The organism is Arthrobacter oryzae (genome assembly GCF_037911235.1).
GTDB classification, from domain to species: Bacteria; Actinomycetota; Actinomycetes; order Actinomycetales; family Micrococcaceae; genus Arthrobacter; species Arthrobacter oryzae_E.
Map to the genome: position 1 here is coordinate 44,366 of NZ_JBBLYW010000010.1, position 25,935 is coordinate 70,300.

Genomic DNA, 25,935 nt, shown 5'->3' on the forward strand with positions numbered 1-25,935 from the left:
CGCTCAACTGTGCACCGCCGTCGCGTCTTCCGCGGAATTGGCCAGGGCCGCGTCAGCGTCCTCGCCCGCGAATTGGGACATGTAGAGGCGGTGGTAGGCGCCCTTGAGTTCCAGGAGGGCGTGGTGGCTGCCTTGTTCGACGATCCGTCCGGCTTCCATCACCAGGATGGTGTCGGCGTCGCGGATGGTGGACAACCTGTGCGCAATCACAAAGCTGGTGCGGTCCGTCCGGAGGGCAGCCATGGCTTTCTGGACCAGGACTTCCGTGCGGGTGTCCACGGAGCTTGTTGCCTCATCCAGGATGAGCAGGGACGGGTTGGCCACAAAGGCCCGTGCGATGGTGATGAGCTGCTTCTCGCCCGCGCTGACGTTGTTGCCTTCCTCATCGATGACCGTGTCGTAACCGTCAGGCAGCGCCCGGACGAACCGGTCGACGAACGTTGCCCGTGCCGCTTCCATGACCTGGTCCTCCGTGGCGTTGAGGTTGCCGTATTTGATGTTGTCGTAGATGCTTCCGCCGAACAGCCAGGCGTCCTGCAGGACCATGCCCACTTTGGCCCGCAGTTCGGAGCGGCTCAGGTGCGTGATGTCCACGCCGTCCAAGGTGATGCTTCCCGAATTGAGCTCATAGAACCGCATCACCAGGTTGACCAGTGTGGTCTTGCCTGCTCCGGTGGGGCCCACGATTGCCACCGTGTGTCCCGGCTCGGCAGTGAAGGACAGGTCCTCGATCAGGGGCTTGTCCTCCGAGTAGCTGAAGGTGACGTGCCTGAACTCGACGTGGCCATCTGTCTTGGCAGGCAGGTGCTCGGTGGCAGTCTCGGCATCCTGCTCCTCGGCATCCAGGAATTCGAAGACCCGCTCAGCGGAGGCAACGCCGGACTGCAGCATGTTGGCCATGCCCGCCATCTGTCCGAGCGGCTGCGTGAACTCCCGGGAGTACTGGATAAAAGCGGTGGCGTCGCCCAGGCTCATGCCGCCGGAAGCCACCCGCAGGCCGCCCACCACGGCGATGCCGACGTAGCTCAGGTAAGAGACAAACTGCATGACGGGCATGATCATGCCGGACACGAACTGGGCCCCGAAGCTGGCCCTGTACAGGGCTTCGTTCCGTTCGTCGAAGCGTTCCAGAATGTCCGCGTCGCGGCCGAAGACACGCACCAGGTCGTGGCCGGAGAAGGATTCCTCGATCTGGCCGTTAAGTAGGCCGGTGTTCTTCCATTGCGCTGCGAACAGCTTCTGGCTGCGCGAGCCGATGATGCCGGCGGCCACGCCGGACAGCGGCAGTGCGACCAGGGCGATGAGGGCCAGCTGCCACGACACGATGAACATCATGATCACGATGCCGAGGACCGTCAGGGCCGAGCTGACCAGTTGTGCGAAGGCCTGCTGCAGCGCCTGCTGGATGTTGTCGACGTCGTTGGTGACGCGCGAGAGGGTGTCGCCGCGCTGGCGCGTGTCGAAGTAGTTCAGCGGCAGCCGGTTCAGCTTCTTCTCCGTGTCATCACGGAGCTTGCGGACCACGCGCATCACCAGCACGTTCAGGACGTAGCCCTGCAGCCAGGTGAAGATGTTCGCTACGAAGTACATCACCAGCACCACGCTGATCAGGAAGGACAGCTTCTGGAAATCGATCCCCGACCCCGGGACAAGTTCCATCTTGGCGACCATGTCCGCGAAGTTGTTTTCGCCCTGGGCGCGCAGCCCGTCCACGAACTGGTCCTTGCTCACGCCCGCGGGCAGCTGCTTTCCCACTACGCCGCCAAAGATGACATCCATGGCCTGCCCCAGGATTTTCGGGGCTACGACGTTGAGGACGACGGCGACCGTCACCATGGCTAGCACCAGGGCGATGCCGGCGGACTCGGGTCTCAGCAGGCCCATGAGGCGCTTGGCGGACGGCCAGAAGTGCTCGGCCTTCTTCGCCGGCGCGCCGCCGAACATGTCGCCGTCGGCCTCGGTGGGCTTGTATTCCTCTTCGTAGAAATCGTCCTCGTCCGCGGGAAGGGTTTCCTGGCCGGCGGCGGGTTTCTGGTTGGTGCTCATGCCACTTCCTCCGCGGTCAGCTGGGACTCGACGATTTCCTGGTAGGTGGTGGAACTTTGCAGCAGTTCCTCGTGCGTTCCCCGGTCCACGATCCGGCCGTTGTCCAGCACCAGGATCTGGTCGGCGTCGGCAATGGTGGACACGCGCTGGCCGACAATGATCACGGTGGCGTCCGCCGTCTTTGCCTTGAGCGCGCGGCGAAGTCGCGCGTCCGTGGCGACGTCCAGCGCCGAGAAGGAGTCATCGAACAGGTACACCTTGGGCTTGGTGACCAGTGCCCTGGCGATACACAGGCGCTGGCGCTGGCCGCCCGAGACGTTGGTGCCGCCCTGGGCGATCCGGGAACCGAGGCCGTTCTTCTTCTCCCGGACGAAGTCAGCGGCCTGGGCCACCGTGAGCGCGTCCCACAGTTCCTGGTCCGTGGCCTCGGTCTTGCCAAAGCGCAGGTTGTGCTCGATGGTCCCGGAAAAGAGGTAGGGCCGCTGCGGCACCATGGCCACACGGCCGGTGATTTCGGACCGGTCAAGGTTGGTGACGGAGACGCCGTCGAGCAGTACCTCACCGGACGCGACGTCGTAAAGCCGCGGCAGCAGCGACAGCAGGCTGGTCTTGCCGGCACCTGTTGACCCGACGATGGCCACGGTCTGGCCGGGCTCGGCCGTGAAGCTGATGTTGCTCAGGACAGGCTCTTCCGCCCCGGGGTAGGCGAAGGAGACATTACGGTACTCCACGCGGCCGGTGCGCTGGGCGGGCGCCACGGGCGCGGCCGGCTCATGGATGGAGGGCTCGACGTCGAGCACTTCACCGATGCGGTCCGCGCAGACCGAGGCGCGCGGAATCATCATCGCCATGAACGTTCCCATCATCACCGCCATGAGGATCTGCAGGAGGTATTGCAGGAAGGCGGTCAGGGAGCCCACCTGCATCTCTCCCGCCTCCACGCGCTGGCCGCCGAACCACAGGACGGCCGCGGTGGAGACGTGCAGGATCATGCCGATGGCCGGGAACATCAGGACGAACAGGGCGCCGATCTTCAGGGAGACGTCCGTGAGTTCGCGGTTGGCCTCGCCAAAACGCTCCGTTTCGTGCGGTTCACGGACGAAGGCGCGGACCACGCGGATGCCGATGATCTGCTCCCGGAGAATGCCGTTGATGCGGTCGATTTTCGTCTGCATGGAGCGGAAGAGCGGCATGAGGCGGACCACGAGGTATCCGACGACGGCAATAAGCACCGGAACGGACACCCAGACCAGCCAGGACAGGCTCAGGTCCTCGCGCAATGCCATGAAGATCCCGCCGATGCACATGATGGGCGTTGCCACCATGAAGTTCAGGCCCATCAGCACGAGCATCTGCACCTGCTGGACGTCATTGGTGCCGCGGGTGATCAGGGTTGGTGCGCCGAAGACGTTGACATCCTTGGCCGAAAAGCTCGTGACTTTACGGAAGACCCCGCGCCGGAGGTCGCGGCCGAAGGCCATGGCCGCCTTGGAACCGAAGTACACGCCTGCAATGGCGGTGACCACCTGGATCAGCGCGACCCCGAGCATGAGACCGCCCGTTCTCCAGATGTAGTCCGTGTCCCCTCGGGAGACTCCCTCATCAATGATCTGGGCATTCAGGCTCGGTAGATAGAGGGCCGCAATGGTGGAAGCAAGCTGGAAAAGAATGACTGCCGCTATATACGGCGAATACGGCTTGGAGTAGCGCCGTATCAGAGTGACAAGCATGCCCGGGGGTCCTTTGGGAAGTGCGAAGTGAGTGCAGGAAAGTAATACCAGCGAGGGCCGACACTCTCAGCCTTCCCCACTCTACGAAATCTGTTGCCTCAGCGAAACAACGCCCTGTGAATATCATCCCAAGGGCGTAGCGGCGCAACGAGGCTATAGCTTCCCACGTGCACCCTGTTACAGGTGGAACGGGTGTCACCCCGCGATTCCAAGCGGTGCAACCTGTGAAAAACGAGTGGCGAGTCAGGTACCGGCTACTCGCGACTGCCTCCGGGCCTAGGGATTAGCGTGAAGTGGTCAGTCAATGACAACTCTGTAGGAGAGTCGCAGGTGATCTGGGCATCCGCGACCAAACGGTCAGCTCCTCCATGGGCTTCCGCTCCCGCAGTCTGGTCAGTCCACAATGATCCAGGAGTATCCCATGAAGAGAATCCTCGCAACTGCCGGCATTGCCGGCATTGCGTTAGTAGGTGTCACAGCCCCGGCGAATGCCACCGGCAACGGCGATGACGACGACAAAAAAGTCAGCATTTGCCACGCAACCGGCTCCGAATCAAACCCCTACGTGCACATCACTGTCAGCGAGAACTCGCTTAACGGAAACGGCCATGCCACGCACGCTGGCGACCTGATTCCGGCACCTGCGGGCGGCTGCCCCAGCGGCGGATACGGCGGAGGCGGGGGCGGCCATGACGATGATGACGACCACGGCGAAATGATCACGATCTGCCACGCCACGGGATCTGAAGAGAACCCCTACGTCGAAATCACCATTCCGAAAAAGGCCTGGTGGCACGGCCACAAGGACCACGGCGACATCTATCCGGTCCCCGCCGGTGGTTGCTGCCCTGAAGAGGAGGAAGAAGAAGAAGAGGAAGAAAAGCCGCCCGTTGTTGTTCCGCCCGTCGTGACCCCGCCTGAGGTTACGCCGCCGGAGGTTACCCCGCCGGTGGTCACCCCGCCGGAGGTCACCCCGCCGGCTGTTACCCCGCCGGCTGTTACCCCGCCGGCACCTGCGGGAGCGGCCGTGGCACCCGTCGTTGCGCCGGCAGCAGTAGTACCTGTCGTCAACCGCGGGTTCAACGCCCAGACGGCGGCCGGCAGCCAGCCCGACACGGGCATGCCGGCCTGGTTCGGCGGCCTGGCGGCACTCCTGGGGGCAACGGGCCTGATTGCCCTGAGGCACCGGGGACGCCTGCAGGATATGCCCGGCTCCAAGTAAGTAAGGCTGGTCCCCTGTGAGGACGGGCATCCGCCGCCACGGCGTGATGCCCGTCCACACCACACTCCACGAAGGAGTTCCGATGCCCTTCCCCGGCCTCACATCTGCAGAGGGCCAGCACCTGCGGAGCAGTACCGGCAGCCGAACAGATGCACCAGAGGCAGCCCCGGAGGATGCAGCCCCAAGCGACCCGTCCCCCAAGCACCCCAAGCACCTTTCCTTGGAGCGTACTGCGTCCACGCGCCCGTCCTTGAAGCGCCTGTCGCGGAACCGTCTTTCCTTGAACCGCGGCGACCGGCTGTTACTGCTCGCCGGCGTCGTGGCCTTTTTCCTCCTGTCGTTCCTTCCCGGCATCATCGCTGCCGGGAACACCTCCGGCGCGGCCGGACTTCACCTGGCAACTGCTCCGTACTCGCGGGCCGATACCCGCGCCACCGCCTATGCCGGCCCGGCTGACACATTCTCCTGGAACGGGAAGGGCTCGGCCCCGGAGGCCATCAAAGGCGCCGCCGTTGCGCCGGCAGCCCAGCAACCGCCGAGCCTTCCCAACTATCCTCCCGCCGCGGCGCCCACCCGCATCGTGTATCCCGCGGCCGGCCTGGACGTCACCATTCATCCGCTCACGCCGACGCCGGAGGAGCTCGAATCCCAGGCGATCGTGCCGCCGATCACCGTCGACGGCTACTGGGTGTCCAGCCTCGGCATGCCCGGCGCCGGGTCCACCAACACGACGTACATCCTCGGCCACAGCTGGGAGGACCGCGACGCCCCGTTCAACCGGCTCAGCGCAGCCAGCGCCCCGGGCGACGTCTTCGAAGCCATCACGGCCTCGGGAACAATGCGGTACCGGGTGGATTCGGTGGATACCTACCTGAAGTCAAGCCTGAAAGACAGCCCGATCTGGACCGGCTTTCCCAACCGCCTCGTCCTCATCAGCTGCTACACGGAAGACCCTTGGGGAAAGAACGTGGTGGTGGTTGCGTCACCTGTCCCCGAGCCCTGACCCTCGCGGAGCCCTTGACGACGACGGCGGCAGTCAGCCGCCGTCGTCGTCTGCTCCTGGCATTTCGGTGAGCGCGGACTACTCGCTTCGGTGCCGTCCGTGCGTTGCGATGTAGTCCGCTGCAGCGCGCTGGAGCTTCCGTTCCTTGGCCAGCCGCCGCCGGAGAGTGGTGAGTTCCCCGCTGATGCGTGACTGTTCGGCGGCGATCTCGCGCTGCTCCGCCGTCTGCTCGTGGACGGCGCGGAGCGCCTCTGCCACTTGGAGCTGCTGCTCTGCGAGCAGCAGTTGCGTCTTCACCAGGAGGGGCACGACGTCGTCGGCCTCGGAACGTCGGTCCGCCACCATGGTCCGCTCCCGGCGCGCGCCGTCGGGGAAGCGCGACTCATGCGCGCGCTGCCTGCTGAGGACTTCGATGAACTCCCGGTCGAGGTCCACGACGCCGGACCCGCCGGCCGGGGTAAGCCCGCCGTCGCCGTTCCGGGCCGGCGAGGGGCTTCCCGAAGCCGCGGGCGCGGCTCCCGGAACGATGTCCACGGTGCGGCGCAGCGGCTGTTCCTTGATGAACAGGATCGCTACAAGGGCGATGATGCCGACGACCGCTGAGATCAGGAAAATCTCGGCCGTCGCGTCGCCGTAGGCCGCCCGCATGATGTCCCGGATCGGCGCAGGCATGTCCTGGAGGGCCATGCTCGCCCCCGCTGATCCGCCCGCGGCCGGAATACCGGCCGCGGCGAGCCCGTCGGCGGCCAGTTCTTTGACACGGTTGGCCAGCACTGCACCCAGCACGGACACGCCGATTGCGCCGCCTACCGACCGGAAGAACGCCACGGAGGCGCTGGCGGTGCCGATGTCCGTGGCCCGGACGGTGTTCTGGACCGCCAGTACGAGGTTCTGCATCAGCAGTCCGAGGCCCAGGCCCAGGATCGCGGTGTAGAGGCCGGTCAGCCAGAGTTCGGTGGTGTGGTCGATGGATCCGGCCAGTCCCAGGCCGCCGATCAGCAGGATGGAACCGGCAACCAGGTAGCGCTTCCACTTGCCGGTGCGGCTGATCAGCTGGCCCGACAGGACTGAGCCGATGAGGTTGCCGGCGATCATGGGCAGCGTCAGGAGGCCCGCTTCGGTGGGGGTTGCCCCCCGGGCCACCTGGAAGTACTGGCCCAGGAAGGCGGAGGATCCGAACATGCCCACGCCTACGGCGACGGAGGCCAGGATGGCCAGTGCCGTGGTGCGTTCGCTGATGATCTTGAGCGGGATGACGGGCTGCTCCACCCTGGACTCCACCACAACGAGCAGTGCCAGGAGAAGCACGCCGCCGCCCACCATGGCAGCGGTCTGCCAGGACCACCAGTCGTAGTAGTCCGGGTTGCCGGCGAATGAAACCCAGATCAGCAGCAGGCTGACGCCGGAGGTGAGCAGGATGGAACCGAGCCAGTCGATCTTGGCGTGGCGCTTGACGTGCGGAAGCTTCAGCGTGATCTGCAGCAGGATGAGCGCGATGACGGCCAGCGGGACACAGACAAAGAAGGTCCAGCGCCAGCCCAGCGGACTGTCTACGATGAATCCGCCCAGCAGCGGGCCGCCGGCGGTGCCCACAGCCATGACGCCGCCCATGTAGCCGGAGTATTTGCCGCGGTCCCGGGGCGGGATGATGGAGCCGATGATGGCCTGTGCCAATGCCGTGAGGCCGCCCATGGCGACGCCCTGGATGACGCGGGCGGTCAGCAGCAGCGGGATCGTTTCGGAAAGGCCGGCCATGACGGACCCGGCTACGAAGATCACAATGCTCAGCTGGACCAGCAGCTTCTTGTCGAAGAGGTCCGCGAGCTTGCCCCAGATCGGCGTGGTGGCGGCGTTGGCCAGCAGTGCCGCCGTGATGACCCAGGCGAAGTCCGTCTGCGTGCCTTTGAGCTCGGACATGATGGTGGGCAGCGCGTTGGCCACGATGGTGCTGCTGATGATCGCCGTGAAGAATGCAGCCAGCAGGCCGGTGAGGGCTTCCATGATCTGGCGGTGGCTCATCGCAGGCTGGGGCGCCTGGGCAGATGACGGCGACGACTGCTGTGGTGTCGTTGACATGGCCCGGGACGGACCGGTGGCTGTGGCGTGGCTTGCCATGTGCAGCTCCTAAACGGTTGGAGTGATTTCGGTGGGTCCGGCCGTCTTTGCCCGGGCTGAGTCCCTCAGGGATTCAGCAAGTTTCTTGAGGATTTTCGCGGTTTCTTCGGCGTCGTTCTGGCTCCAGTCCTGCAGGTAGCCCTGGAGGGTTGCCGTGCGCTGCTGTTCTATCTCGCGCAACTTGTCCGCTCCGGCCTCGGAGAGCGCCACGAGCTGGGCCCGTCCGTCCTCGGGATCAGGGCGGCGGACCACCAGTCCCTGCTCTTCCAGATCGGCGATGTGCCTGCTCAGGACGGGAGCGCTGACGCCGAGCCGGGCGGCGAGATGCGTGGCCCGGGACTCCCCCTCCCCCACAAACCGCAGGACGCCCTGGAGCGCCACGCCGGTGTCCTGCCCGCGCAGGCCGGCGACCGCCACGCAACGGACCGCCCGCTGGAGGTCGAAGATTTGATAGACGAGGTCGGCTGCGGTTTCCGGTGCGACTGCCATGATGCATATCCCCTTTGCTTGCCTTAGGCAACTATATCCGAAAATGGTTGCTTTAGGAAACTAACCGACTACCGACAGGGGTCAGGCAGGGGTCCGACAGGGGCCCGGCTCCTTAAACGCCCAGCGCGAACGGACACTTGAGGCCCTGGAGGAAGTGGGGCCTCAAGTGTCCGTTCGCGCTATGTGGTGGGGTGGTTTAGGGCGCTGTTCAAACGTCCAGGTGCGTGGGGCCGAACATTTTGAGCAGGGTTTCGACGACGACGACGTTGGGGCCGTCCGCGGCGAAGCCCGCCTTCAGGGCCTCCTCCACGTTTTCCGGCGCAACCCGTACGGCCGGGACACCAAAGGCTTCGGCGAGTCTGACGAAGTCCGGGCGGACCAGCTCGGTGGCCGTGGCCTTGCCAAAGGCGCCCACCATGTATTCGCGCAGGATGCCGTACCCGCCGTCGTCGACGATCAGCCAGGTGACCGGGACGTTGTGCTGCTTGGCGGTGGCCAGTTCGGAGATGGAGTACATGGCCGAACCGTCGCCGGAGACCGCCAGGACACGTCCGGGCCTGCCCGTTGTCTCGAGCCCAACCGCCCCGCCGATGGCAGCGGGGAAGCCGAAGCCGAGTCCGCCGGCGCCCTGGGCGGAGTGGAACTGGCCCTCGCGGGCATCCCAGCAGCTCCAGGCCCAGTACGCCGAAATGGTCATATCCCAGAAGGTCTGCATGCCCGAGGGCACGGCCTCGCGGATGTCCGCCATGAACTTCAACTCTTTGCCCAGGTCCTGGGACTCCAGCCGGGCCTTGACCTTCGCGAGCGTTTCCTTGACCAGCGCCTCCGGCGGGGTGCCGTGCCAGTTGGCCCGCTCGCCGTGCGGTTCAGTCAGCGCCTCATCCAGCGCGGCGAGGGCCTGGCCGGCGTCGGCTCGGATGCCCAGTCCCGGCCTGTTGGATTCCAGGACCCGGGGTTCGGCATCGATCTGGATGATGCGGCCCCGCGGCTCGAAGGTGAAGTAGTTGGAGGTGACTTCGCCCAGGGAGGAGCCGATGACGATCAGCACATCCGCGTCCTCGAGGAGGTCCGTCATGTGCCGGTCCTCGATCCAGGACTGCAGCGACAGCTCGTGGTTCCACGGGAACGCACCGTTGCCGCCGGGGGTGCAGATCACCGGCGCCCGAAGCTTTTCGGCAATGGACAGCAGCGACTTCTCGGCGCGGCCGCGGCGGGTGCCGCCGCCGGCGATGATGGCCGGACGCTCCGCCGTCGACAGCCATTTCACCGCTTCCCGGACAAGCTCCACCCGCGGCGGGTTGTCCGCCGCTTCGGCGAGGGCGTCCTCCACCGGCGGGACCATGATGGGATCCAGCAGGACGTTCTGCGGAATTTCCAGCCAGACCGGGCCCTGCGGCGAGGAAATGGCCTCGGTCCAGGCGTCCTGAATGGCCGAGGGGATGCCGGATGCGTGCTGGATCAGCCGCTGGCTCTTGGTGACGTTCGCGGCGGAGGCCTTCTGGTCATCGAGCTGGTGCAGCATGCCCTTGCGGCGGGCACCCAGGCCGTCCAGCGGGATCTGGCTGGCCACCACCACCATGGGCACACCCGTGGCGTAGGCTTCCTGCAGCCCGGCCAGGGACGTCAGTGCCCCGGGACCGGTGGACAGGAACAGCACACCAACCTCTCCGGTGGCACGCGAATACCCGTCGGCTGCAAACGCCGAGTTGTTTTCCACCCGCGAAGAGACAAAGTGCAGGTTGCCCCTGCCCATCGCATCGAACAGGCCCAGGGCATGCTGGCCCGGTATGCCAAAGACCGTCTTCGCCCCCAGCGCTTCAAGGGTTTCGACGACGAGGTCCCCGCCGTTGCGGACGCCGGTCACAGTGAGACGCCGGTCTCGACGCGCTGGTCCACGGGGGCCGGGAAGCCGGCCTTGCGCCGTTCTTCCTGTCCCAGCGCCTGCGCGGCGTAACCGTTGGCACTGCCGAACCTGTTGCCCTCGACGGCGGAGTCCGCCATGAGCGTTACCAGTTCGTAGGCGACGTGGCTGGCCGCGACGCCCGTGATTTCAGCGTGGTCGTACGCGGGGGCCACCTCAACGATGTCCGCACCCACCAGGTTCATGCCGCGGAAGCCGCGGATGATCTCCAGCAGTTCGCGGCTGGAGATTCCGCCAGCCTCCGGCGTGCCGGTGCCCGGCGCGTGCGCGGGGTCCAGGACGTCGATGTCAACGGAGATATACAGCGGCCTGTTGCCGATGCGGTCCCGGACCTTGGCCACGGTTTCCAGGACGCCCTGGTAGTACACGTCTGCGGAGGTGACGATGCCGAAGCCGAAGCGGTGGTCGTCGTCGAGGTCCTTCTTGCCGTAGAGGGGACCCCGCGTGCCGATGTGGCTGATGGCTTCGGTGTCCAGGATGCCTTCCTCGACGGCGCGCCGGAACGGGGTGCCGTGTGTGTATTCGGCACCGAAGTACGTGTCCCAGGTGTCCAGGTGGGCATCGAAGTGCAGCATGGCCACCGGTTCCCCGGCGCGTTCGGCAGCGGCCCGCAGCAGTGGCAGCGCAATGGTGTGGTCACCGCCGAGGGTGACCAGCTTGCTGCCGCCGGCCGTCAGGTCGAGGGCGTTCTGCTGAATGGTTTCGATAGCCTCGTTGATGTTGAACGGGTTGACGGCCATGTCGCCGGCGTCCGCCACCTGGACGTTCTCGAAGGGGCTGACGTCCCACGCGGGGTTGTAGGGGCGTAGCAGCCGGCTGGCCTCGCGGACATGGTTGGCACCGAAGCGGGCACCCGGCCGGTAGGAGACGCCGGAATCGAAGGGCACTCCCACCACCGTGATGTCCGCCTTGGCCACCTGGTCCAGTCGCGGCAGGCGCGCATAGGTTGCCGCCCCTGCGTAGCGGGGAATACGGGATGAATCGATGGGGCCAAGGTTGCCGTTGGCCTCGATGCGCAGCTCTTCCAAAGGAATGCCTCTCCTTCGAGGATGGGTCGGTAGTGTGACACCCATCATACACCTCGGTTTCCCGCTGTGCATCAAGTGTTTACCAAACCCAGCGCCGACTCCTCAATCGATGGCCGACCGGCCCCTTTCCCCGGTCCGCACGCGGACGGCGTCGGAGACGGAAATGGTCCAGATTTTGCCGTCACCGAAACGTCCGGTACTCGCACCGGCTTCGATGGCGGCCATCACGCCGTCCATGGCCTCCTCGTTCACCAGGACTTCCACCCGGGCCTTCGGCAGAAGGTCCGAGTTGTATTCGGTTCCGCGATAAACCTCCACATGCCCGCGCTGCTGCCCGTAGCCGCTTGCCTGGCTGACCGTCATGCCGCTGACTCCAAAGCCCTCCAGGGCGGCCCGCACTGTCTCGACCTTGTCCGGCCGGATGATGGCCGTGATGAGTTTCATGTCCGCACCCTGCCGCGCTCCACCTGGCTCTGCCCGGGAACGCCGGCAGGCATTTCCGCTGCAGTGCCCGCGTCCCCCGCAGCATCAGCGGCCGCGCCGGGAGGAACAGGCTTGCCGTGGTGCTCGCCGGGATGGAAGGTTCCGCCCACCATGAGCAACTCGTAGGCAGTTTCGGCATGCTCGGTGACGTCGATGCCGGACCGTTCGCTGGCTTCGGACACGCGCATGCCCATCGTCTTGTGGATGGCATATCCGATCAGTGTGGTCATAATGGCGCTCCAGGCCGTGACGATGAGCGCTGTGAGGATCTGAGGCCAGAACTGCGTCAGGCCACCGCCGTAGAACAGCCCGCCCTCGGTCTTTACGGACGGCACGGCGAAGAATCCCAGGGAGAGTGTCCCCCAGAGCCCGCCCACAAAGTGGACGGCCACCACGTCAAGGGAGTCGTCGAGGCCCAGCCGGAACTTGAGGCCCACCGCGAGCGCGCAGACCGCGCCGGCTACGGCCCCGATCAGGATGGCGCCGATGGGGTCAACGAAGCCGCAGGCCGGGGTGACGGCAACCAGGCCCGCCACGGCTCCGGATGCGGCACCGAGGGACGTGGCGTGGCCGTCCCGCAGCCTTTCAACCAGCAGCCAGCCCAGGAGGGCGGCGCTCGTGGCCAACAGGGTGTTGGTCCAGGCCAGGCCGGCGGTGGCATCGGCGGCGAGTTCAGAGCCGGCGTTGAAACCGAACCATCCGAACCACAGGAGCCCTGCGCCGAGCATCACGAACGGAAGGTTGTGCGGACGGATGTTGGGATCCTTCATGAATCCAAGGCGCTTTCCAAGCACGACGGCGAGCATCAGCCCCGCGATGCCGGCGTTCATGTGCACAACGGTTCCGCCGGCGAAGTCGAGCGCCGAGATTTTGCTGCCCACGATGCCGGTGGCGCCGAAGAGGCCGCCTCCCCAGACCCAGTGCGCGATCGGGGCGTAGACGAGTGTCACCCACAAGGCAGCGAACAGCAGCCACGGCCCGAACCTGACCCTTTCGGCCACAGCCCCGCTGATCAGCGCGACCGTGATGATGGCGAAGGTGGCTTGGAACCCGATGAACACCATGTCCGGGAGCCCCGGCGCCTTGCCGCCGATGGTGCTTGTGAGTCCGCTCAGCCCGGGGTTGGCAAACGGATCCCCGACGAGCCCGGCCATGGTGTCGGGACCGAACGCCAGCCCGTAGCCCCATAGCGCCCAGACGACGGCGACAACACCCATGGCGCCAAAGCTCATCATCATGATGTTCAGGACGGATTTCATCCGCACGAGGCCGCCGTAGAAGAATGCCAGGCCGGGGGTCATTAGCAGGACCAAAGCGGAAGCCGCCAGCATCCAGGCCGTCGCGCCCGGATCGAGCGCCGTGGGATCCACTGCCATTCCCACATTGAGTAGAGAGATGTTCATTTCGGGAGCCTTCCTCAAGAAGAAGTGGCGCTCCTGGGCGCCGACGACGGCGAGACCAATCAAAACGACGAAACAAGCCCTCAAGACGCGAGAGCGGCTGCGTTCCCCGATTCCGACGCTACAACGGTGGTGTTTCCGCCATGGCCGAGTTGTTTTTCCGGGAAGTTAAACAGCCGCCCCGGGCATGAATCCCGCGTTTCCGGCAGGTTTCCAAAATGTGACGTATATCTCACCATGCAGTGGCGGCAGTCACACGTGGCGTAAAGGTTTCGTTAAAGCCGCCATCCTGCGCACTTCCGCGGGCCTACGCTCCAAGCAGGAGCAGTACCCCGGGCCGCCAACGGTCGACGGCGCGCTGCGTGAAAGGATTCCGTGACAACGCTGACCAGGCCGCCGGCCGACCCGTCGGACAGATACAACCGTAAACCGCATCGGCTCAGGAGCTGGCTGTTGGAGGGCATGCCCGAAGGATCCGGCAAACGCCAGGGACCGCACGGCCAGCCGCAGGCCAACCACACGCCCCAGCCCTGGTGGAAGGTCATGTGCCTGACCGGCGTCGACTATTTCTCCACCCTTGGCTACCAGCCCGCCATCGCCGCCCTTGCAGCAGGAATGGTCTCCCCGCTGGCCACCGTGGTCCTGGTGGCGGTGACGCTCCTCGGCGCCCTTCCCGTGTACCGCCGGGTGGCCGCGGAAAGTCCCCGCGGTGAAGGTTCCATCGCCATGCTTGAACGGCTCCTGCCGCGGTGGGGCGGCAAGCTGTTCGTCCTGGCGCTCCTGGGGTTCGCAGCCACGGACTTTATGATCACCATTACGCTTTCTGCCGCGGATGCCAGCGCGCACGCCATCGAAAACCCGTTCGCGCCGGACTTCCTGCATGGCCAGGAAGTGGCCATCACACTGTCGTTGATTGCGGGCCTGGGCATCGTGTTCCTCCGCGGCTTCAAGGAAGCCATCAACGTGGCCGTTGTCCTGGTGGCAGTATTCCTGCTGCTCAATGCGGTGGTGGTGCTGGTGGGCCTCGCGCATGTGTTCGGCGAGGCCCACGTGGTCACGGACTGGTGGGCAGCCCTCAACCAGCAGCACGGGAACCCGCTGGTGATGATCGGCATCGCCCTGCTGGTCTTCCCCAAACTCGCCCTCGGCCTCTCCGGCTTCGAAACGGGAGTGGCCGTCATGCCTCAGATCCAGGGAAGTCCGGAGGACACCGAAGCGAAGCCGGACGGCCGGATCCGCGGCGCGCACAAGCTCCTGACCACCGCGGCCCTGATCATGAGCGCGTTCCTCATCGCGTCCAGCTTCATCACCACGTTCCTCATCCCGGCCGCCGAGTTCCAGCCGGGCGGCAAGGCCAACGGCCGCGCCTTGGCCTTCCTCGCCCACCAGTATCTGGGCGACGGTTTCGGTACGGTATACGACGTCAGCACCATCGCCATCCTCTGGTTCGCCGGCGCCTCCGCCATGGCGGGCCTCCTCAACCTGGTGCCGCGCTACCTTCCGCGTTTTGGCATGGCACCGGCCTGGACCCGGGCCGTGCGGCCGCTGGTACTGGTGTTCACCGCCGTCGCCTTCCTCATCACGGTGGTGTTCGAGGCCGACGTCGAGGCACAGGGCGGCGCGTACGCCACCGGCGTCCTGGTGTTGATGACCTCCGCGTCCATTGCCGTCACGCTGTCCGCCCGGCGCAAGCAGCAACGCGGCCGGACGGCCGCTTTCGGGGCGATCGCCGTCGTCTTCCTCTACACCACCGTGGCGAACGTGGTGGAGCGCCCCGACGGCCTGAAAATCGCGGCGATGTTCATCCTCGGCATTGTGGCGGTCAGCTTCGTATCCCGCGCCCGGCGGTCCTTCGAGCTTCGGGCCACCCATATCCGGCTGGACGAACGTGCCCTGGAATTCATGGCTGCCGGCGAGGAGGGGCCCATCCGGCTCATCGCGCACGAGCCCAAGCGGCTCAGCGCCGCGCGGTACCGGGCCAAGCTGGAGCACGCCCAGCTGGCCAACCACCTGCCCGCGGACAGCGACGCGATCTTCATCGAGATCCTGGTGGATGACAGTTCGGACTTCGAACAGGAGCTATTCGTCACCGGGAAGGTCCGGCACGGTTTCCGCATCCTTGAAGTCCACAGCAACAACGTGCCGAACACACTGGCGGCCGTCCTGCTGCACCTCCGCGATGTCACGGGCCTCATGCCGCATATCTACTTCCGCTGGACCGAGGGCAATCCGCTCACCAACCTGACGCGGTTCCTGCTGTTCGGGGAGGGTGAGATCGCCCCTGTGACCCGCGAAGTGCTGCGCGAAGCCGAGCCGGATGTCACCCGCCGGCCCTGGGTCCACGTGGGCTGAGGCCCGGCAGGCCCGCCAGCCGGGTCAGAGGACCGGGTCAGCGGCTGGCGGCGGGCACCAGCACCCAGAGCACCTCGACAGCGTCGTCCGTGGGGTTGATCCAGGTGTGCGGTTCCCTGCCGGGGAAGGTCACGGTGTCGCCGGCGCCGAGATCGTATTCCTCGTTGGTCAGGATCAGCCGGATGCGGCCCTTGATCACGTGCAGGACGTCCACGTCGCAGTCCACGGCATACAGCTCGGATTCACCGCGGCCGCGGGGTTCGATCACGGCCTGGATGATCTGGACGCGCCGTTCCGAGCGTGCAGTCAGCAGGCGTTCGATAATGCCTTCTCCGCCGAGCGAAATCCGCGGCCCTTCATCCTTCTTGGTGAGGTGCGTTTCCGGTGCGGCAAAGAGATCGCCGATGGAGATCGACAGCACCTGGCAGAGCGTCACCAAAGATGCCACCGACGGCGACGTCAGGTCGCGTTCCACCCGGCTCAGGAATCCTTTGGTGAGTCCCGTGGCGTCGGCCACCTGCTCGATGGTTAGCCGTTGGGACTGGCGCGCAGCGCGGATGCGCGAACCGATGGCGACGGGAATGTTGCTCGGTTCAACTGGTAGAGCCTTCATTTACGAACCTTTCACAGCCGGCCGCACGGCCCCATTGCTGGAGCCATACTAACGGGATACCTACCTTGTGGCGCTGCCTTGTGACGCGGAACCGGCCATGGTGTCAGTCCGCCTTGACTGTTACGCGGATCACAACATACGCTTTCGGGCAACAAGTGTTGTCTATTAGGCAATCCGCTCGTTACTTCCAGGGATCTTCCCCTGCATCGCCCGTTCTAAGCAGCGGAATTCCGGCGCGGCCCTGCCGCTCTCCCGCGAAGCCGATGCTGCCGACACGCTCCAAGGAGCCCACTAAATGGACGCAAACTTCGTCAACATCGCCATTGTGGTGGTGTACCTGATCGCCATGCTGGCCTTTGGCTGGTGGGGCAAATCCCGCACCAAGAACAATAGCGACTTCCTGGTGGCCGGCCGCAGGCTTGGCCCGTTCCTCTACACCGGAACCATGGCGGCTGTCGTCCTCGGCGGCGCCTCGACGGTGGGCGGTGTGGGCCTCGGCTACAAGTTCGGCATCTCCGGCATGTGGCTCGTCGTCGCCATCGGCGTCGGAGTGCTGATGCTGAGCCTGCTCTTCGCCGGCACCATCCAGAAACTGAAGATCTACACGGTGTCCCAGATGCTGACGCTGCGCTACGGCAGCCGTGCCACCCAGACCTCCGGCATTGTGATGCTGGCCTACACGCTCATGCTGTGCGCCACTTCCACCGGCGCTTACGCCACCATCTTTGTGGTGCTGTTCGGGTGGGACCGCGCCCTGGCCATTGCCATCGGCGGCGCTATCGTCCTGGTGTACTCCACCATCGGCGGCATGTGGTCAATCACCCTTGCTGACCAAGTCCAGTTCGTGATCAAGACCGTGGGAATTTTCTTCCTGATGCTGCCCTTCACGCTGAACGCCGCAGGCGGCCTGGACGGCATCCGCAGCCGCGTCGAGGACAGCTTCTTCCAGATCGACGGCATCGGCGTCCAGACCATCATCACCTACTTCGTGGTCTACACCCTTGGCCTGCTGATCGGCCAGGACATCTGGCAGCGTGTATTCACCGCCAAGACCCCCACCGTAGCGCGCTGGGGCGGCGCAACCGCAGGCATCTACTGCATCCTCTACGGCGCCGCCGGTGCCCTGATCGGCTTGGGCGCCCGGGTGGCCCTCCCCGAGATCGACGTCGCCACGGCAGGCAAGGACGTTGTCTACGCCGAGGTTGCCCAGAACCTGCTGCCCGTCGGCATCGGCGGCCTGGTGCTCGCGGCGGCCGTTGCCGCCATGATGTCCACCGCCTCCGGCGCCCTGATCGCCGCCGCAACAGTGGCCCGCGCCGACGTGCTCCCCTTCGTGGCCAGCTGGTTCGGCAAGGACATCAACACCGATGACACCGACAACCCCGAGCACGACGTCAAAGCAAACCGCATGTGGGTCCTGGGCCTGGGCATCGTGGCCATCCTCATCGCCATCATCACCAAGGATGTCGTGGCGGCCCTGACCATCGCCTACGACATCCTGGTGGGCGGACTCCTGGTCGCGATCCTCGGCGGCCTCGTCTGGAAGAGGGGCACCGGTGCAGCGGCCGCCGCATCCATGGCGGTGGGCACCGTGGTCACGCTCGGTACGATGATCATCCTGGAGATCAACGCCGCGGCGCCGCTGGACGGCATCTTCGCCAACGAGCCGATTTACTTCGGCCTGCTCGCGTCGGGGCTCGTGTACGTCGCGGTGTCCCTCGCCACCAAACCGACTGATCCCCGGGTCATGCAGCACTGGCGGGATCGCGTGGCCGGCAAGGTTGCCGACGAAGAGCCGGTCCCGGCCCTGGCCAACTAACACCGGCCAACCAACACCGGCCAACTACTACCGGCGCCGGAACTGCTTAAACGCCGGAACTGCTTAAACAGTGAACGACGGCGGTGCCTCCCCTGCACAGGAGGCACCGCCGTCGTTCGTTAAGGCCGGATTCGGTTGTCTAACGCCGGGGACGCGTCACTCGTTTTCCTCCGGTTCAAGGAATTCCTCCCCGCCCAGGGGAACCACGGGTTTCTCGTCGCCCAGGAAGTCCTCCTCACCCAGGGGAACAAGCTGGTCCGCCTCTTCGAGCAGTCCCTCTTCCTCGGTCTCCGCGGCGTCATCGATGGGCGCGTCCTCGGCGAAGTCATAGGCGGGGTCGGATTCGAGGATGTCCCGTTCCGGCTGGGCGGGGTGTGATCCGGTGGTGTCCATGGTGCAAACCTCCGTGTCTGGTGATGCGGCCAGGGGCCGGTCCGGGGAAGCACCAGCCCTGGCAATCATCACAGCACCGGCACCCCGCGCGGTCAATAGCCGGACAGCAGCCCAGCCAAGTCGCCGGCCCGCTAGCCGGCGTATTTCAGCCCGCAGGAGTCCGGAGCGAGACGACCTATGTGGGGCGCCCTTTAAGGTTCGCCTAAACTTCCGGGTGAGGAATACCGGCCGAAAATCCGCGGAAAACCGGGGTACGCTGGAGTTGCAATGGGGCCGAATCATGCCCTATCTAGCCCAGGAGTGTTCGTGTCTCAGCACGCTAAATCTGACCGAAACCACGCCCTTCCCGCGGACAGCTCCGCAGCAGGCGCCCCCGGAACAACCGCCGCCGGAACAAACGCAGCCGAAACCCCGCCAAGCACGGCCGACATTAAGCGGTGGCGCCAGTACCTCGCCGATGAACGTGCCGAGGCCCGTGTCTACCGCGACCTTGCCCAAAGCCGCCGCGGCGAGGAGCGGGACATCCTTCTTGCCCTGGCCGAGGCCGAGGGCCGCCACGAAGCCCACTGGCTCCAGCTCCTTGGCGATCACGCCGGCAAGCCCCGGCAGGCATCCCTCCGCAGCCAGCTGCTCGGATTCCTGGCCCGCCATTTCGGTTCCGTCTTCGTCCTGGCCCTGGCACAGCGTGCCGAGGGCCGCTCCCCCTACGGTTCAGACCCGTCAGCCACACCCGCGATGGTGGCCGACGAACAGATCCACGAGGAAGTAGTCCGCGGACTGGCCACCCGCGGCCGGAACCGGCTGGCGGGCTCCTTCAGGGCAGCGGTGTTCGGCGCGAACGACGGTCTGGTCAGCAACCTCTCCCTGGTGATGGGCATGGCCGCGTCCGGCGTCGGCAGCCAGGTGGTGCTCCTGAGCGGCGTGGCCGGGCTCCTCGCCGGAGCACTGTCCATGGGCGCCGGCGAGTTCATCTCCGTCCGTTCCCAGCGGGAGCTGCTGGCCGCCACGCGGCCCACCCAGATCACCCTGTCCGCCGCCCCGCGGCTGGACATTGAGCACAACGAACTGCTGCTGGTCTATCTGGCCCGCGGCATGTCCCGGGAAGCCGCCGAACACCGTGTGGCGGAACGGATGGGCCTTCTGGCCTGCGACTGCGATCCCAGCCTGTCGCTCCAGCCCGAACTCCCCGAGACCGAGGACCGGCACGAGGCGGTGGGCACCGCATGGAGCGCGGCGGCGTCGAGCTTCTGCTTCTTCGCCTCCGGCGCTGTCATTCCCATCATCCCGTTCCTGCTTGGCATGACCGGTGTCGCGGCGCTGGTGGTTTCCGCCGTTCTGGTGGGCATGGCTCTCCTGCTGACCGGCGGCGTCGTCGGCCTGCTGTCCGGCACTTCCCCGACCAGCCGCGGTTTCCGGCAGCTGGCCATCGGCATGGGGGCTGCCGCCGTCACCTACCTCCTGGGAATGGCGTTCGGCGCCGTGGTCGCTTAGTGGAGGGTCCGCGGCGGCGCCGGCCGCGGCATGCCGGCGGGCCGGGCAGTGCTGCCCGGATCCTGCGGGCGGCGGCGCTCACCGCCTTGATCGCAGCGGCGGCCTTTACGGCTGCCGGCCTCTTCTACGGAGATCCCCGCCTGGTGGGGCTGTTCCAGTTCCGCAGTCCTGCCGTCCCGAACGGACAGGCTGAGGACCAGCAACCGGGAAGAGCCGCAGAGGGAGTCAGTTCGGACGCGCCTCCTCCCGGACTGGAGGAAGCGGACGAGCCGCTGGGAGCAGCGGACGAGCCTCCCCTCGCCAGTGATTCCTTCAACTTCCTGGCCACCAACGACGACGGCACGCCCGTAGGATATTCGCCCTGCCGCCCGCTGCACTACGTTGTCAACGCCGGTCTGGCGCCGGTGGGAGCGGAAGACCTGGTGGAAGATGCCATCGGCACGATTTCCCGCGCCACCGGTATCCGGTTCATCAACGACGGATCCTCGACCGAGATGCCTGCCGAGGACCGCGACCCCTACCAGCCTGAAACGTACGGCGAGCGCTGGGCGCCGCTCCTCATCTCATGGACCACCCCGGACGCCTCCCCCAAACTGAAGGGGCAGGTGATCGGCACCGGAGGAAGCACGCACTACAGCTTCGACGACGGTCCAAAGACGTTCGTCACGGGAAGCCTGGACCTCGACGCCCCGCAGATCGCCCTCGAACTCGAGCGGCCGCAAGGTTCCGCCTACGCCACCGCCGTCATCCTGCACGAACTGGCCCATGTGATGGGGCTGGAACACGTCGATGATCCGGTGCAACTGATGTACCCCGAGATCGGCACTCCGGACGGCCTCGCCGCCGGCGACCTCAACGGGCTCTACCAGCTGGGCAGGACCACGTGCCGCAAGGACCTGTAGTCCGTCGCTGATGGCCGCCCGCCCCTTAGCCCGACACTTCTAGCCGACACCACTAGCCCGACACCACGTCGAGGGCTTCCTCCACCGTCTCCACCAGGAAGATCCTGTCCTCCATGGCGTTGCCCTCCGCCAGGCTCTGGAGCAGCGGCCAGGCCGGATAGCGGCGCTGCCAGTGCTCACGGCCCACCAGGACCATGGGCCTGATAGTTTCGGAAGCACCATAGTAGTTCTCGCACGCGTCCTGGAAGATTTCCTGCAGGGTGCCCGCGGACCCCGGCAGGAAGATCACACCGCCGTCGCACAGCTCCAGCAGGATCGCCTCCCGGATGGCGTTGGCGAAATATTTTGCGATGTGCGTGGCGAAATAGTTGGGCGGTTCGTGGCCGTAGAACCAGGTGGGAACCCCCAGCGACGGCGTCCCGCCAGGATGGCGTTCGACGACGGCGGCGGCCGTCCTGGCCCATGCGGACACCGAGGGCCGGAACCCCGGCACGCTTTCCAGCTGCGCCAACGCTGCGTGGAACTCCGCGTCCGGCAGTTCGCTGAGGTAGGCGCCCATGTTTGCAGCCTCCATGGCCCCAGGCCCGCCACCCGTGGCCACCACCCGGCCGCTGCGGGCGAGGAGCCGACCGGCGATGGCGGCCTCCTCGAAGGCCGGTGTTCCGCGCCTGGCGGTGTGGCCGCCCATCACGCCCACCATCGGGCGGCCGCGGCACACCTCGGAACGGGTCAGCTCCTCCAGGGCGTCGCCGATCGAGTGGTCGTGCAGGGCAGCGGCGAGCGTGGCATCCAGCCGGTGCCGCTGGCCGGGCCTGATGCTCCACTGGTAGATCCGGGCGTCCAGCGTTGATTCATACCGTCCGCCCGGCGGGCCGAAGTAGAGCTCCTGGGGCGAGTAGAGCTGCCCGCGGTACGGATTAAAGGGCACGGTTTCCAGCTTGGGAAAGATGAGCGCACCCCGGCTGCGAAGCGCGTCCTCCACGCCGTCGTCGAAAGTGCAGCCCAGGAAGATGGCGCCCTGCGGATCCATGGCTTCCAGCGGAACGGCCCTGCCGCGGAGGTCCAGGGACTGTGCGTGCCAGCCCTGCATGCTGCGGACGCCTGCGTTCACCAGCCGGTCGAAACTGTCCAGGCTTTCAACCTCAAGGGTTCTGGGACTGGGGCTCAGGCTGCGGGCGGCGTTCATGCTGCCAGCCTAGTCCGCAGCAAACACAGAGGGGTGCCACCGGCGGAACTCGCCGGGGGCACCCCTCTTGTGTGTTTGGCCCTCGGTCAGCTGACCTGCAGTCCGCCGTTGATGTCGTACGTGGCAGCGGTGATGTAACCGGAATCCTGGCCGAGCAGGAAGGAGATCAGGGCGGCGACTTCCTCACGGGTGCCTACGCGACCCATCATGATGCCCTCGGACATCTGGGCCTTGCGCTCCTCGGTCAGGGTGCCGCCCATGATGTCGGTGTCGATGGGTCCCGGTGCAATTGCATTGACGGTGACGCCGAACTCGCCCACTTCACGGGCAAGGGCCCGGGTGAAGCCGATGATTCCGGCCTTCGACGCGCTGTACGCCACCTTGGAGTAGGTTCCGCCGCCGCGCTGGGCGGAAATTGAGGAGATGCTCACGATGCGTCCGAGCTTGCGCTCGATCATTCCTTTGAGCACGCGCTGGGACACGATGAAGGTGCCGCGCATGTTGATGGCGAAAACCTTGTCCCACTCCTCCACGGTGGTCTCCATGAACGTGGTGGGCGAACTGATGCCCGCCAGGTTCGCGAGGGCGACGATCGGCGGCAGCGTCTCTTCGATTTCGCTGATCGCACGGTCCACCGAGGCGGCGTCGGAAACATCGGCGCCCACGCCGATGGCCTTCACGGCGCGGTTGGAGCCGATCTCTGCGGCGGCTGCCTTGGCGTCCTCGGCGTTGATGTCCAGGATGGCGATGGACCAGCCCTCGCTGGCCATCCGGTCCGCGGCCGCGCGGCCGATGCCGCGGGCTGAGGCTGCCCCGGTCAGTACGACGGTGCGGTCGGCGGGAAATGAGGTGGTTGTCATGGTGTATCTTTCGTCGGGAATCTGTTGGAATTCGTCAGGTCAGGAGATTTTGGTGGCGTTCACGGCTGCTGCGGCCGCAACTGCAGGGTCCAGGGCGGCGTCGCCTTCAGGCCGCTTGCGGGCGTAGAAGTAAGTGGCCACCGCGGTCACACACAGGCAGAAGGACAGGAAGAGCAGGCCGCTCTGGTTGTTGCCGGTAGCGTCCTTGAGCAGGCCGACGGCGTAGGGAGCCACGAAGCCGCCGAGGTTGCCCAGGGAGTTGACCAGCGCCAGCCCGGATGCAGCGGCTGCGCCGGTGAGCGCCGCGGACGGCATGGACAGGAACGGGGCGATGGCGCCGTAGATCCCCATTGCCGAGGCCGTGAGGGCGATCAGGGCAAGGATGGGGTTGACCGGGAGCAGGTAGCCCGCTGCGAGCAGGCCCATGCCGGCCAGGACCATGCTGACGGAAGTGTGCCAGGCACGCTTGCCGGTACGGTCCGCCCGCTTGCTCCAGAAGTAAACAAAGACAGCTGCGATGGAGTAGGGAATGAGGACAATGAAGCCCACCTCGGCGGTGGAGAACTTGCCCAGGGCAGCCACAATGGTGGGCATCCAGAGGCCCAGGCCGTAGATGCCGCAGACCAGGCCGAAGTACAGGGCCGAGTAGACCAGCGTGCGCTTGTCCTTCAGGCCGGCCAGGAAGTTGTGTTTCCCGCCCTTGGACTTGGCGGCAAGCTCGGCTTCCATGGTGGTGGCCAGCCATTCGCGCTCTTCAGTGTTGAGCCATTTGGCATCCCGGGGACGGTCGGTCATCAGGATCGGGGTCAGCAGGCCCAGCAGGATGGCAGGGATGCCTTCGATGATGTAGAGCCACTGCCAGCCGTGCAGGCCCATGATGCCGTCCATTTGCAGCAGCAGGCCGGACACCGGCGCGCCCAGTGCGTTGGAAACAGGCTGGGCCAGGATGAAGATGCCCAGGACGGTGACGCGCTGCGCGGCGGGGAACCACAGCGTCAGGTAGAAGAGGATTGCGGGGAAGAACCCGGCCTCGGCCGCACCCAGCAGGAACCGGATGATGTAGTAGGTGCTTTCCCCGTTGACCAGGGCCATGGCCGTGGCGAAGATGCCCCAGGTGATGAGGATCCGGGCGAGCCATTTGCGTGCGCCGAAGCGGTACATTCCGGCATTGCTCGGAACTTCCAGCAGGGCGTAGCCGAGGAAGAAGATGCCGGCGCCCAGGCCGTACGCCGCGGCACTGAGGCCGATGTCCTCGCTCATGGTGAGCTTGGCGAAGCCCACGTTGTTGCGGTCAAGATAGGCAACGAAATAGAGCAGTACGATCAGCGGCATAACGCGGCGACGAACCTTGCGGAGCGTGCGTTCGCCGAGCTCGCCGAGTCCTGCGGACTGCATGGAGAGTGAAGTCATCATCGACCTTCTATCTGGCGGAGGCGGCACCTGGACGGCGACGCGATCCGATGGAAATGGGGGGAATTCCGCCGGCTGACTATTGGAGTCTGATGTCTGACATCTGACGGAAGAACATGAGAAAGATCATAGAAGCGTGACTTGGGTTACGTCAAGCCTTGCGCGGTGGGGCGCCGCGCGCAAGACTCAGTACGCAAGACTCAGTACGCAAGCCTGGGCCGTTAGGGCTGGGAGTGGTGGACGTATCGCTCGTAGTCGCGGTACGTCTGCTCCATGTGGTCGTCCATGGTGCGCCGGGACAGCTCCGCGTCGCCGCTGAGGATGCTGTCCATGACCTTCTGGTGATACTCGATGGCGTGCAGCTGGATTTCGGGCACGGCCGAGGTTTCCCGCCGTGTCATGTACAGCAGCTGGCCCAGTTGCGCGAACAGGGCACGGACGAACGGGTTGCCCGAGGCCTTGAGCACGGCGTCATGGAAGGCGATGTCAGCCTCCACAAAGCGGTCCAGGTCCCCGGACTCATGGAAGCGCTTCATATCCGCGATGCACTCCCGCATCTGGTCGGCATGCTCGGGGGTATGCCGTTTGGCGGCCAGGGATGCCGCGCCGGTCTCCACCATGCGCCGCATCTCGATCAGCCCCACCGAGACCTGGTCCGCGCCATTGCCGTGCGAGGCAGCCTTGAAGATCGCGTCCAGCCCGGTCCAGTTGTCCGAGGGATTGACGAAGGTTCCGCGGCCGGCTTTGACGTAAAGGATATTCTGCGCCCTCAGCGCCTTGAGTGCCTCGCGCACGGTCAGCCGGCTGACGTCGTAGGCTTTCGCGATATCGGCTTCAGGCGGGATGGCATCGTGCGGCTTCAACTTGCCGTCGAGGATGTCATCGAGCAGGCCGTCGACGAGGTCGTCAACGAGTGTCCTGCGGCCCATCCTGGCTCCTGCCGTCGGTGTTGCCCCTTGCTGCGGGTCCCTTCAACACTACTGTCGAATGCGCTCCGGATCAGCATCATGGCCGGAACCGGCGACATACTGGTCAAGCTTCGCCAGTGTGGCCTCCAGGTTGGCGGGGTGGCGGCGCAAGTAGCCGGCCAGCCGGAGGAACCACTTCCCGCGGACGTTCCGGGCGTCCCACTCCTCAGTGACCAGCGTGCCCGGATTTCCCGCGGCGTCGGAGGAGGGTTCCAACACGTAGCGCCAGACGTGGCCGAAGAAATGCCGCCAGGCGATGCGCCTTCCTTCCTCGAACTCACAGACCGTGTTGAGGATCTTGTAGTCCACCATGACGTTCATCTCCATGCCGAACCTGGCGCCGGCGTACAGCCGCTCCGGGCCCCGCGGCTGCGCCGCCTTCACGGTATCCGACCCGTCAATCACACTGTGCAGGGCAGGGGTTGCAAGGACCTCGAAAATGGCCTCGGGACCTGCCGCGATAAAGCGCTGGCGGGACACGAGGTATCTGTTGTTCATCCGGCA

The 25,935-nt window shown here is 65.8% G+C and carries 21 protein-coding genes; 6 read left to right on the forward strand and 15 right to left on the reverse strand.

Annotated features, from left to right (window positions below; all coding sequences use genetic code 11):
• Positions 1-3: 3 nt before the first annotated feature.
• The gene (locus WMN78_RS03205) at positions 4-2,046 is read right to left on the reverse strand and encodes an ABC transporter ATP-binding protein (RefSeq protein ID WP_340531971.1); all 2,043 of its coding nucleotides are present in this window, start codon (positions 2,044-2,046) and stop codon (positions 4-6) included.
• Entirely contained in the window at positions 2,043-3,776 is a 1,734-nt protein-coding gene (locus WMN78_RS03210; RefSeq protein WP_340531972.1) for an ABC transporter ATP-binding protein, read from the reverse strand. The genes WMN78_RS03205 and WMN78_RS03210 overlap by 4 nt, the downstream gene beginning before the upstream one ends.
• A gap of 421 nt (positions 3,777-4,197) precedes the next feature.
• Here WMN78_RS03210 and WMN78_RS03215 point away from each other — a divergent pair, with 421 nt between their 5' ends.
• On the forward strand, positions 4,198-4,998 hold the full coding sequence (locus WMN78_RS03215) for a hypothetical protein (RefSeq protein WP_340531973.1): 801 nt from the start codon (positions 4,198-4,200) through the stop codon (positions 4,996-4,998).
• Positions 4,999-5,278: 280 nt separating this feature from the next.
• A complete protein-coding gene (locus tag WMN78_RS03220; RefSeq protein ID WP_340531974.1) occupies positions 5,279-6,001 on the forward strand; it encodes a class F sortase in 723 nt (240 codons plus the stop codon).
• Between the two features lie 78 nt (positions 6,002-6,079).
• Here WMN78_RS03220 and WMN78_RS03225 read toward each other — a convergent pair whose 3' ends face one another.
• From WMN78_RS03225 to WMN78_RS03250, 6 genes are all read right to left on the reverse strand, one after another.
• The gene (locus WMN78_RS03225) at positions 6,080-8,077 is read right to left on the reverse strand and encodes an MFS transporter (protein WP_340532144.1); all 1,998 of its coding nucleotides are present in this window, start codon (positions 8,075-8,077) and stop codon (positions 6,080-6,082) included.
• Between the two features lie 48 nt (positions 8,078-8,125).
• Positions 8,126-8,605: a MarR family winged helix-turn-helix transcriptional regulator gene (locus WMN78_RS03230; protein WP_340531975.1), complete on the reverse strand. Its 480-nt coding sequence runs from the start codon at positions 8,603-8,605 to the stop codon at positions 8,126-8,128.
• Positions 8,606-8,813: 208 nt separating this feature from the next.
• On the reverse strand, positions 8,814-10,469 hold the full coding sequence (locus WMN78_RS03235; RefSeq protein WP_340531976.1) for a thiamine pyrophosphate-binding protein: 1,656 nt from the start codon (positions 10,467-10,469) through the stop codon (positions 8,814-8,816).
• A complete protein-coding gene (gene speB / locus WMN78_RS03240) occupies positions 10,466-11,554 on the reverse strand; it encodes an agmatinase (protein ID WP_340531977.1) in 1,089 nt (362 codons plus the stop codon). The genes WMN78_RS03235 and speB overlap by 4 nt, the downstream gene beginning before the upstream one ends.
• Before the next feature lie 102 nt (positions 11,555-11,656).
• A complete protein-coding gene (locus WMN78_RS03245) occupies positions 11,657-11,998 on the reverse strand; it encodes a P-II family nitrogen regulator (RefSeq protein WP_340531978.1) in 342 nt (113 codons plus the stop codon).
• The gene (locus WMN78_RS03250) at positions 11,995-13,440 is read right to left on the reverse strand and encodes an ammonium transporter (RefSeq protein ID WP_340531979.1); all 1,446 of its coding nucleotides are present in this window, start codon (positions 13,438-13,440) and stop codon (positions 11,995-11,997) included. The genes WMN78_RS03245 and WMN78_RS03250 overlap by 4 nt, the downstream gene beginning before the upstream one ends.
• A gap of 372 nt (positions 13,441-13,812) precedes the next feature.
• On the opposite strand from WMN78_RS03250, the gene WMN78_RS03255 reads away from it, so the two are divergent.
• Entirely contained in the window at positions 13,813-15,789 is a 1,977-nt protein-coding gene (locus WMN78_RS03255; RefSeq protein WP_340531980.1) for an amino acid transporter, read from the forward strand.
• Between the two features lie 37 nt (positions 15,790-15,826).
• On the opposite strand, the gene WMN78_RS03260 is transcribed toward WMN78_RS03255, so the two are convergent.
• Complete coding sequence (locus WMN78_RS03260) at positions 15,827-16,402, reverse strand: helix-turn-helix domain-containing protein (RefSeq protein ID WP_340531981.1); 576 nt, start codon at positions 16,400-16,402, stop codon at positions 15,827-15,829.
• Positions 16,403-16,697: 295 nt separating this feature from the next.
• On the opposite strand from WMN78_RS03260, the gene WMN78_RS03265 reads away from it, so the two are divergent.
• The gene (locus WMN78_RS03265) at positions 16,698-18,221 is read left to right on the forward strand and encodes a sodium:solute symporter (RefSeq protein ID WP_340531982.1); all 1,524 of its coding nucleotides are present in this window, start codon (positions 16,698-16,700) and stop codon (positions 18,219-18,221) included.
• A gap of 156 nt (positions 18,222-18,377) precedes the next feature.
• Here the strand turns inward: WMN78_RS03265 and WMN78_RS03270 are convergent, their stop codons facing one another.
• Positions 18,378-18,614, reverse strand: coding sequence for a hypothetical protein (locus tag WMN78_RS03270; protein WP_340531983.1), 237 nt, complete (start codon positions 18,612-18,614; stop codon positions 18,378-18,380).
• 306 nt (positions 18,615-18,920) lie between these two features.
• Between WMN78_RS03270 and WMN78_RS03275 the strand changes: the two genes are divergently transcribed.
• Complete coding sequence (locus WMN78_RS03275; protein ID WP_340531984.1) at positions 18,921-20,105, forward strand: VIT1/CCC1 transporter family protein; 1,185 nt, start codon at positions 18,921-18,923, stop codon at positions 20,103-20,105.
• Positions 20,105-21,007 (forward strand): matrixin family metalloprotease, encoded by a 903-nt coding sequence (locus tag WMN78_RS03280; protein ID WP_340531985.1) that lies wholly within the window; start codon positions 20,105-20,107, stop codon positions 21,005-21,007. Before WMN78_RS03275 ends, WMN78_RS03280 begins: the two co-directional genes overlap by 1 nt.
• Positions 21,008-21,059: 52 nt before the next feature.
• On the opposite strand, the gene WMN78_RS03285 is transcribed toward WMN78_RS03280, so the two are convergent.
• The 5 genes from WMN78_RS03285 to WMN78_RS03305 form a co-directional block, all read right to left on the reverse strand.
• On the reverse strand, positions 21,060-22,193 hold the full coding sequence (locus tag WMN78_RS03285) for a Rossmann fold nucleotide-binding protein (RefSeq protein WP_340531986.1): 1,134 nt from the start codon (positions 22,191-22,193) through the stop codon (positions 21,060-21,062).
• 86 nt (positions 22,194-22,279) lie between these two features.
• Complete coding sequence (locus tag WMN78_RS03290; RefSeq protein ID WP_340531987.1) at positions 22,280-23,053, reverse strand: SDR family NAD(P)-dependent oxidoreductase; 774 nt, start codon at positions 23,051-23,053, stop codon at positions 22,280-22,282.
• A gap of 39 nt (positions 23,054-23,092) precedes the next feature.
• The gene (locus WMN78_RS03295; protein WP_340531988.1) at positions 23,093-24,463 is read right to left on the reverse strand and encodes an MFS transporter; all 1,371 of its coding nucleotides are present in this window, start codon (positions 24,461-24,463) and stop codon (positions 23,093-23,095) included.
• Positions 24,464-24,684: 221 nt separating this feature from the next.
• Entirely contained in the window at positions 24,685-25,392 is a 708-nt protein-coding gene (locus WMN78_RS03300) for a FadR/GntR family transcriptional regulator (protein ID WP_340531989.1), read from the reverse strand.
• Positions 25,393-25,440: 48 nt separating this feature from the next.
• Positions 25,441-25,929, reverse strand: a complete 489-nt coding sequence (locus tag WMN78_RS03305; RefSeq protein WP_340531990.1) for a polyketide cyclase / dehydrase and lipid transport — start codon at positions 25,927-25,929, stop codon at positions 25,441-25,443.
• Positions 25,930-25,935 lie beyond the last annotated feature (6 nt).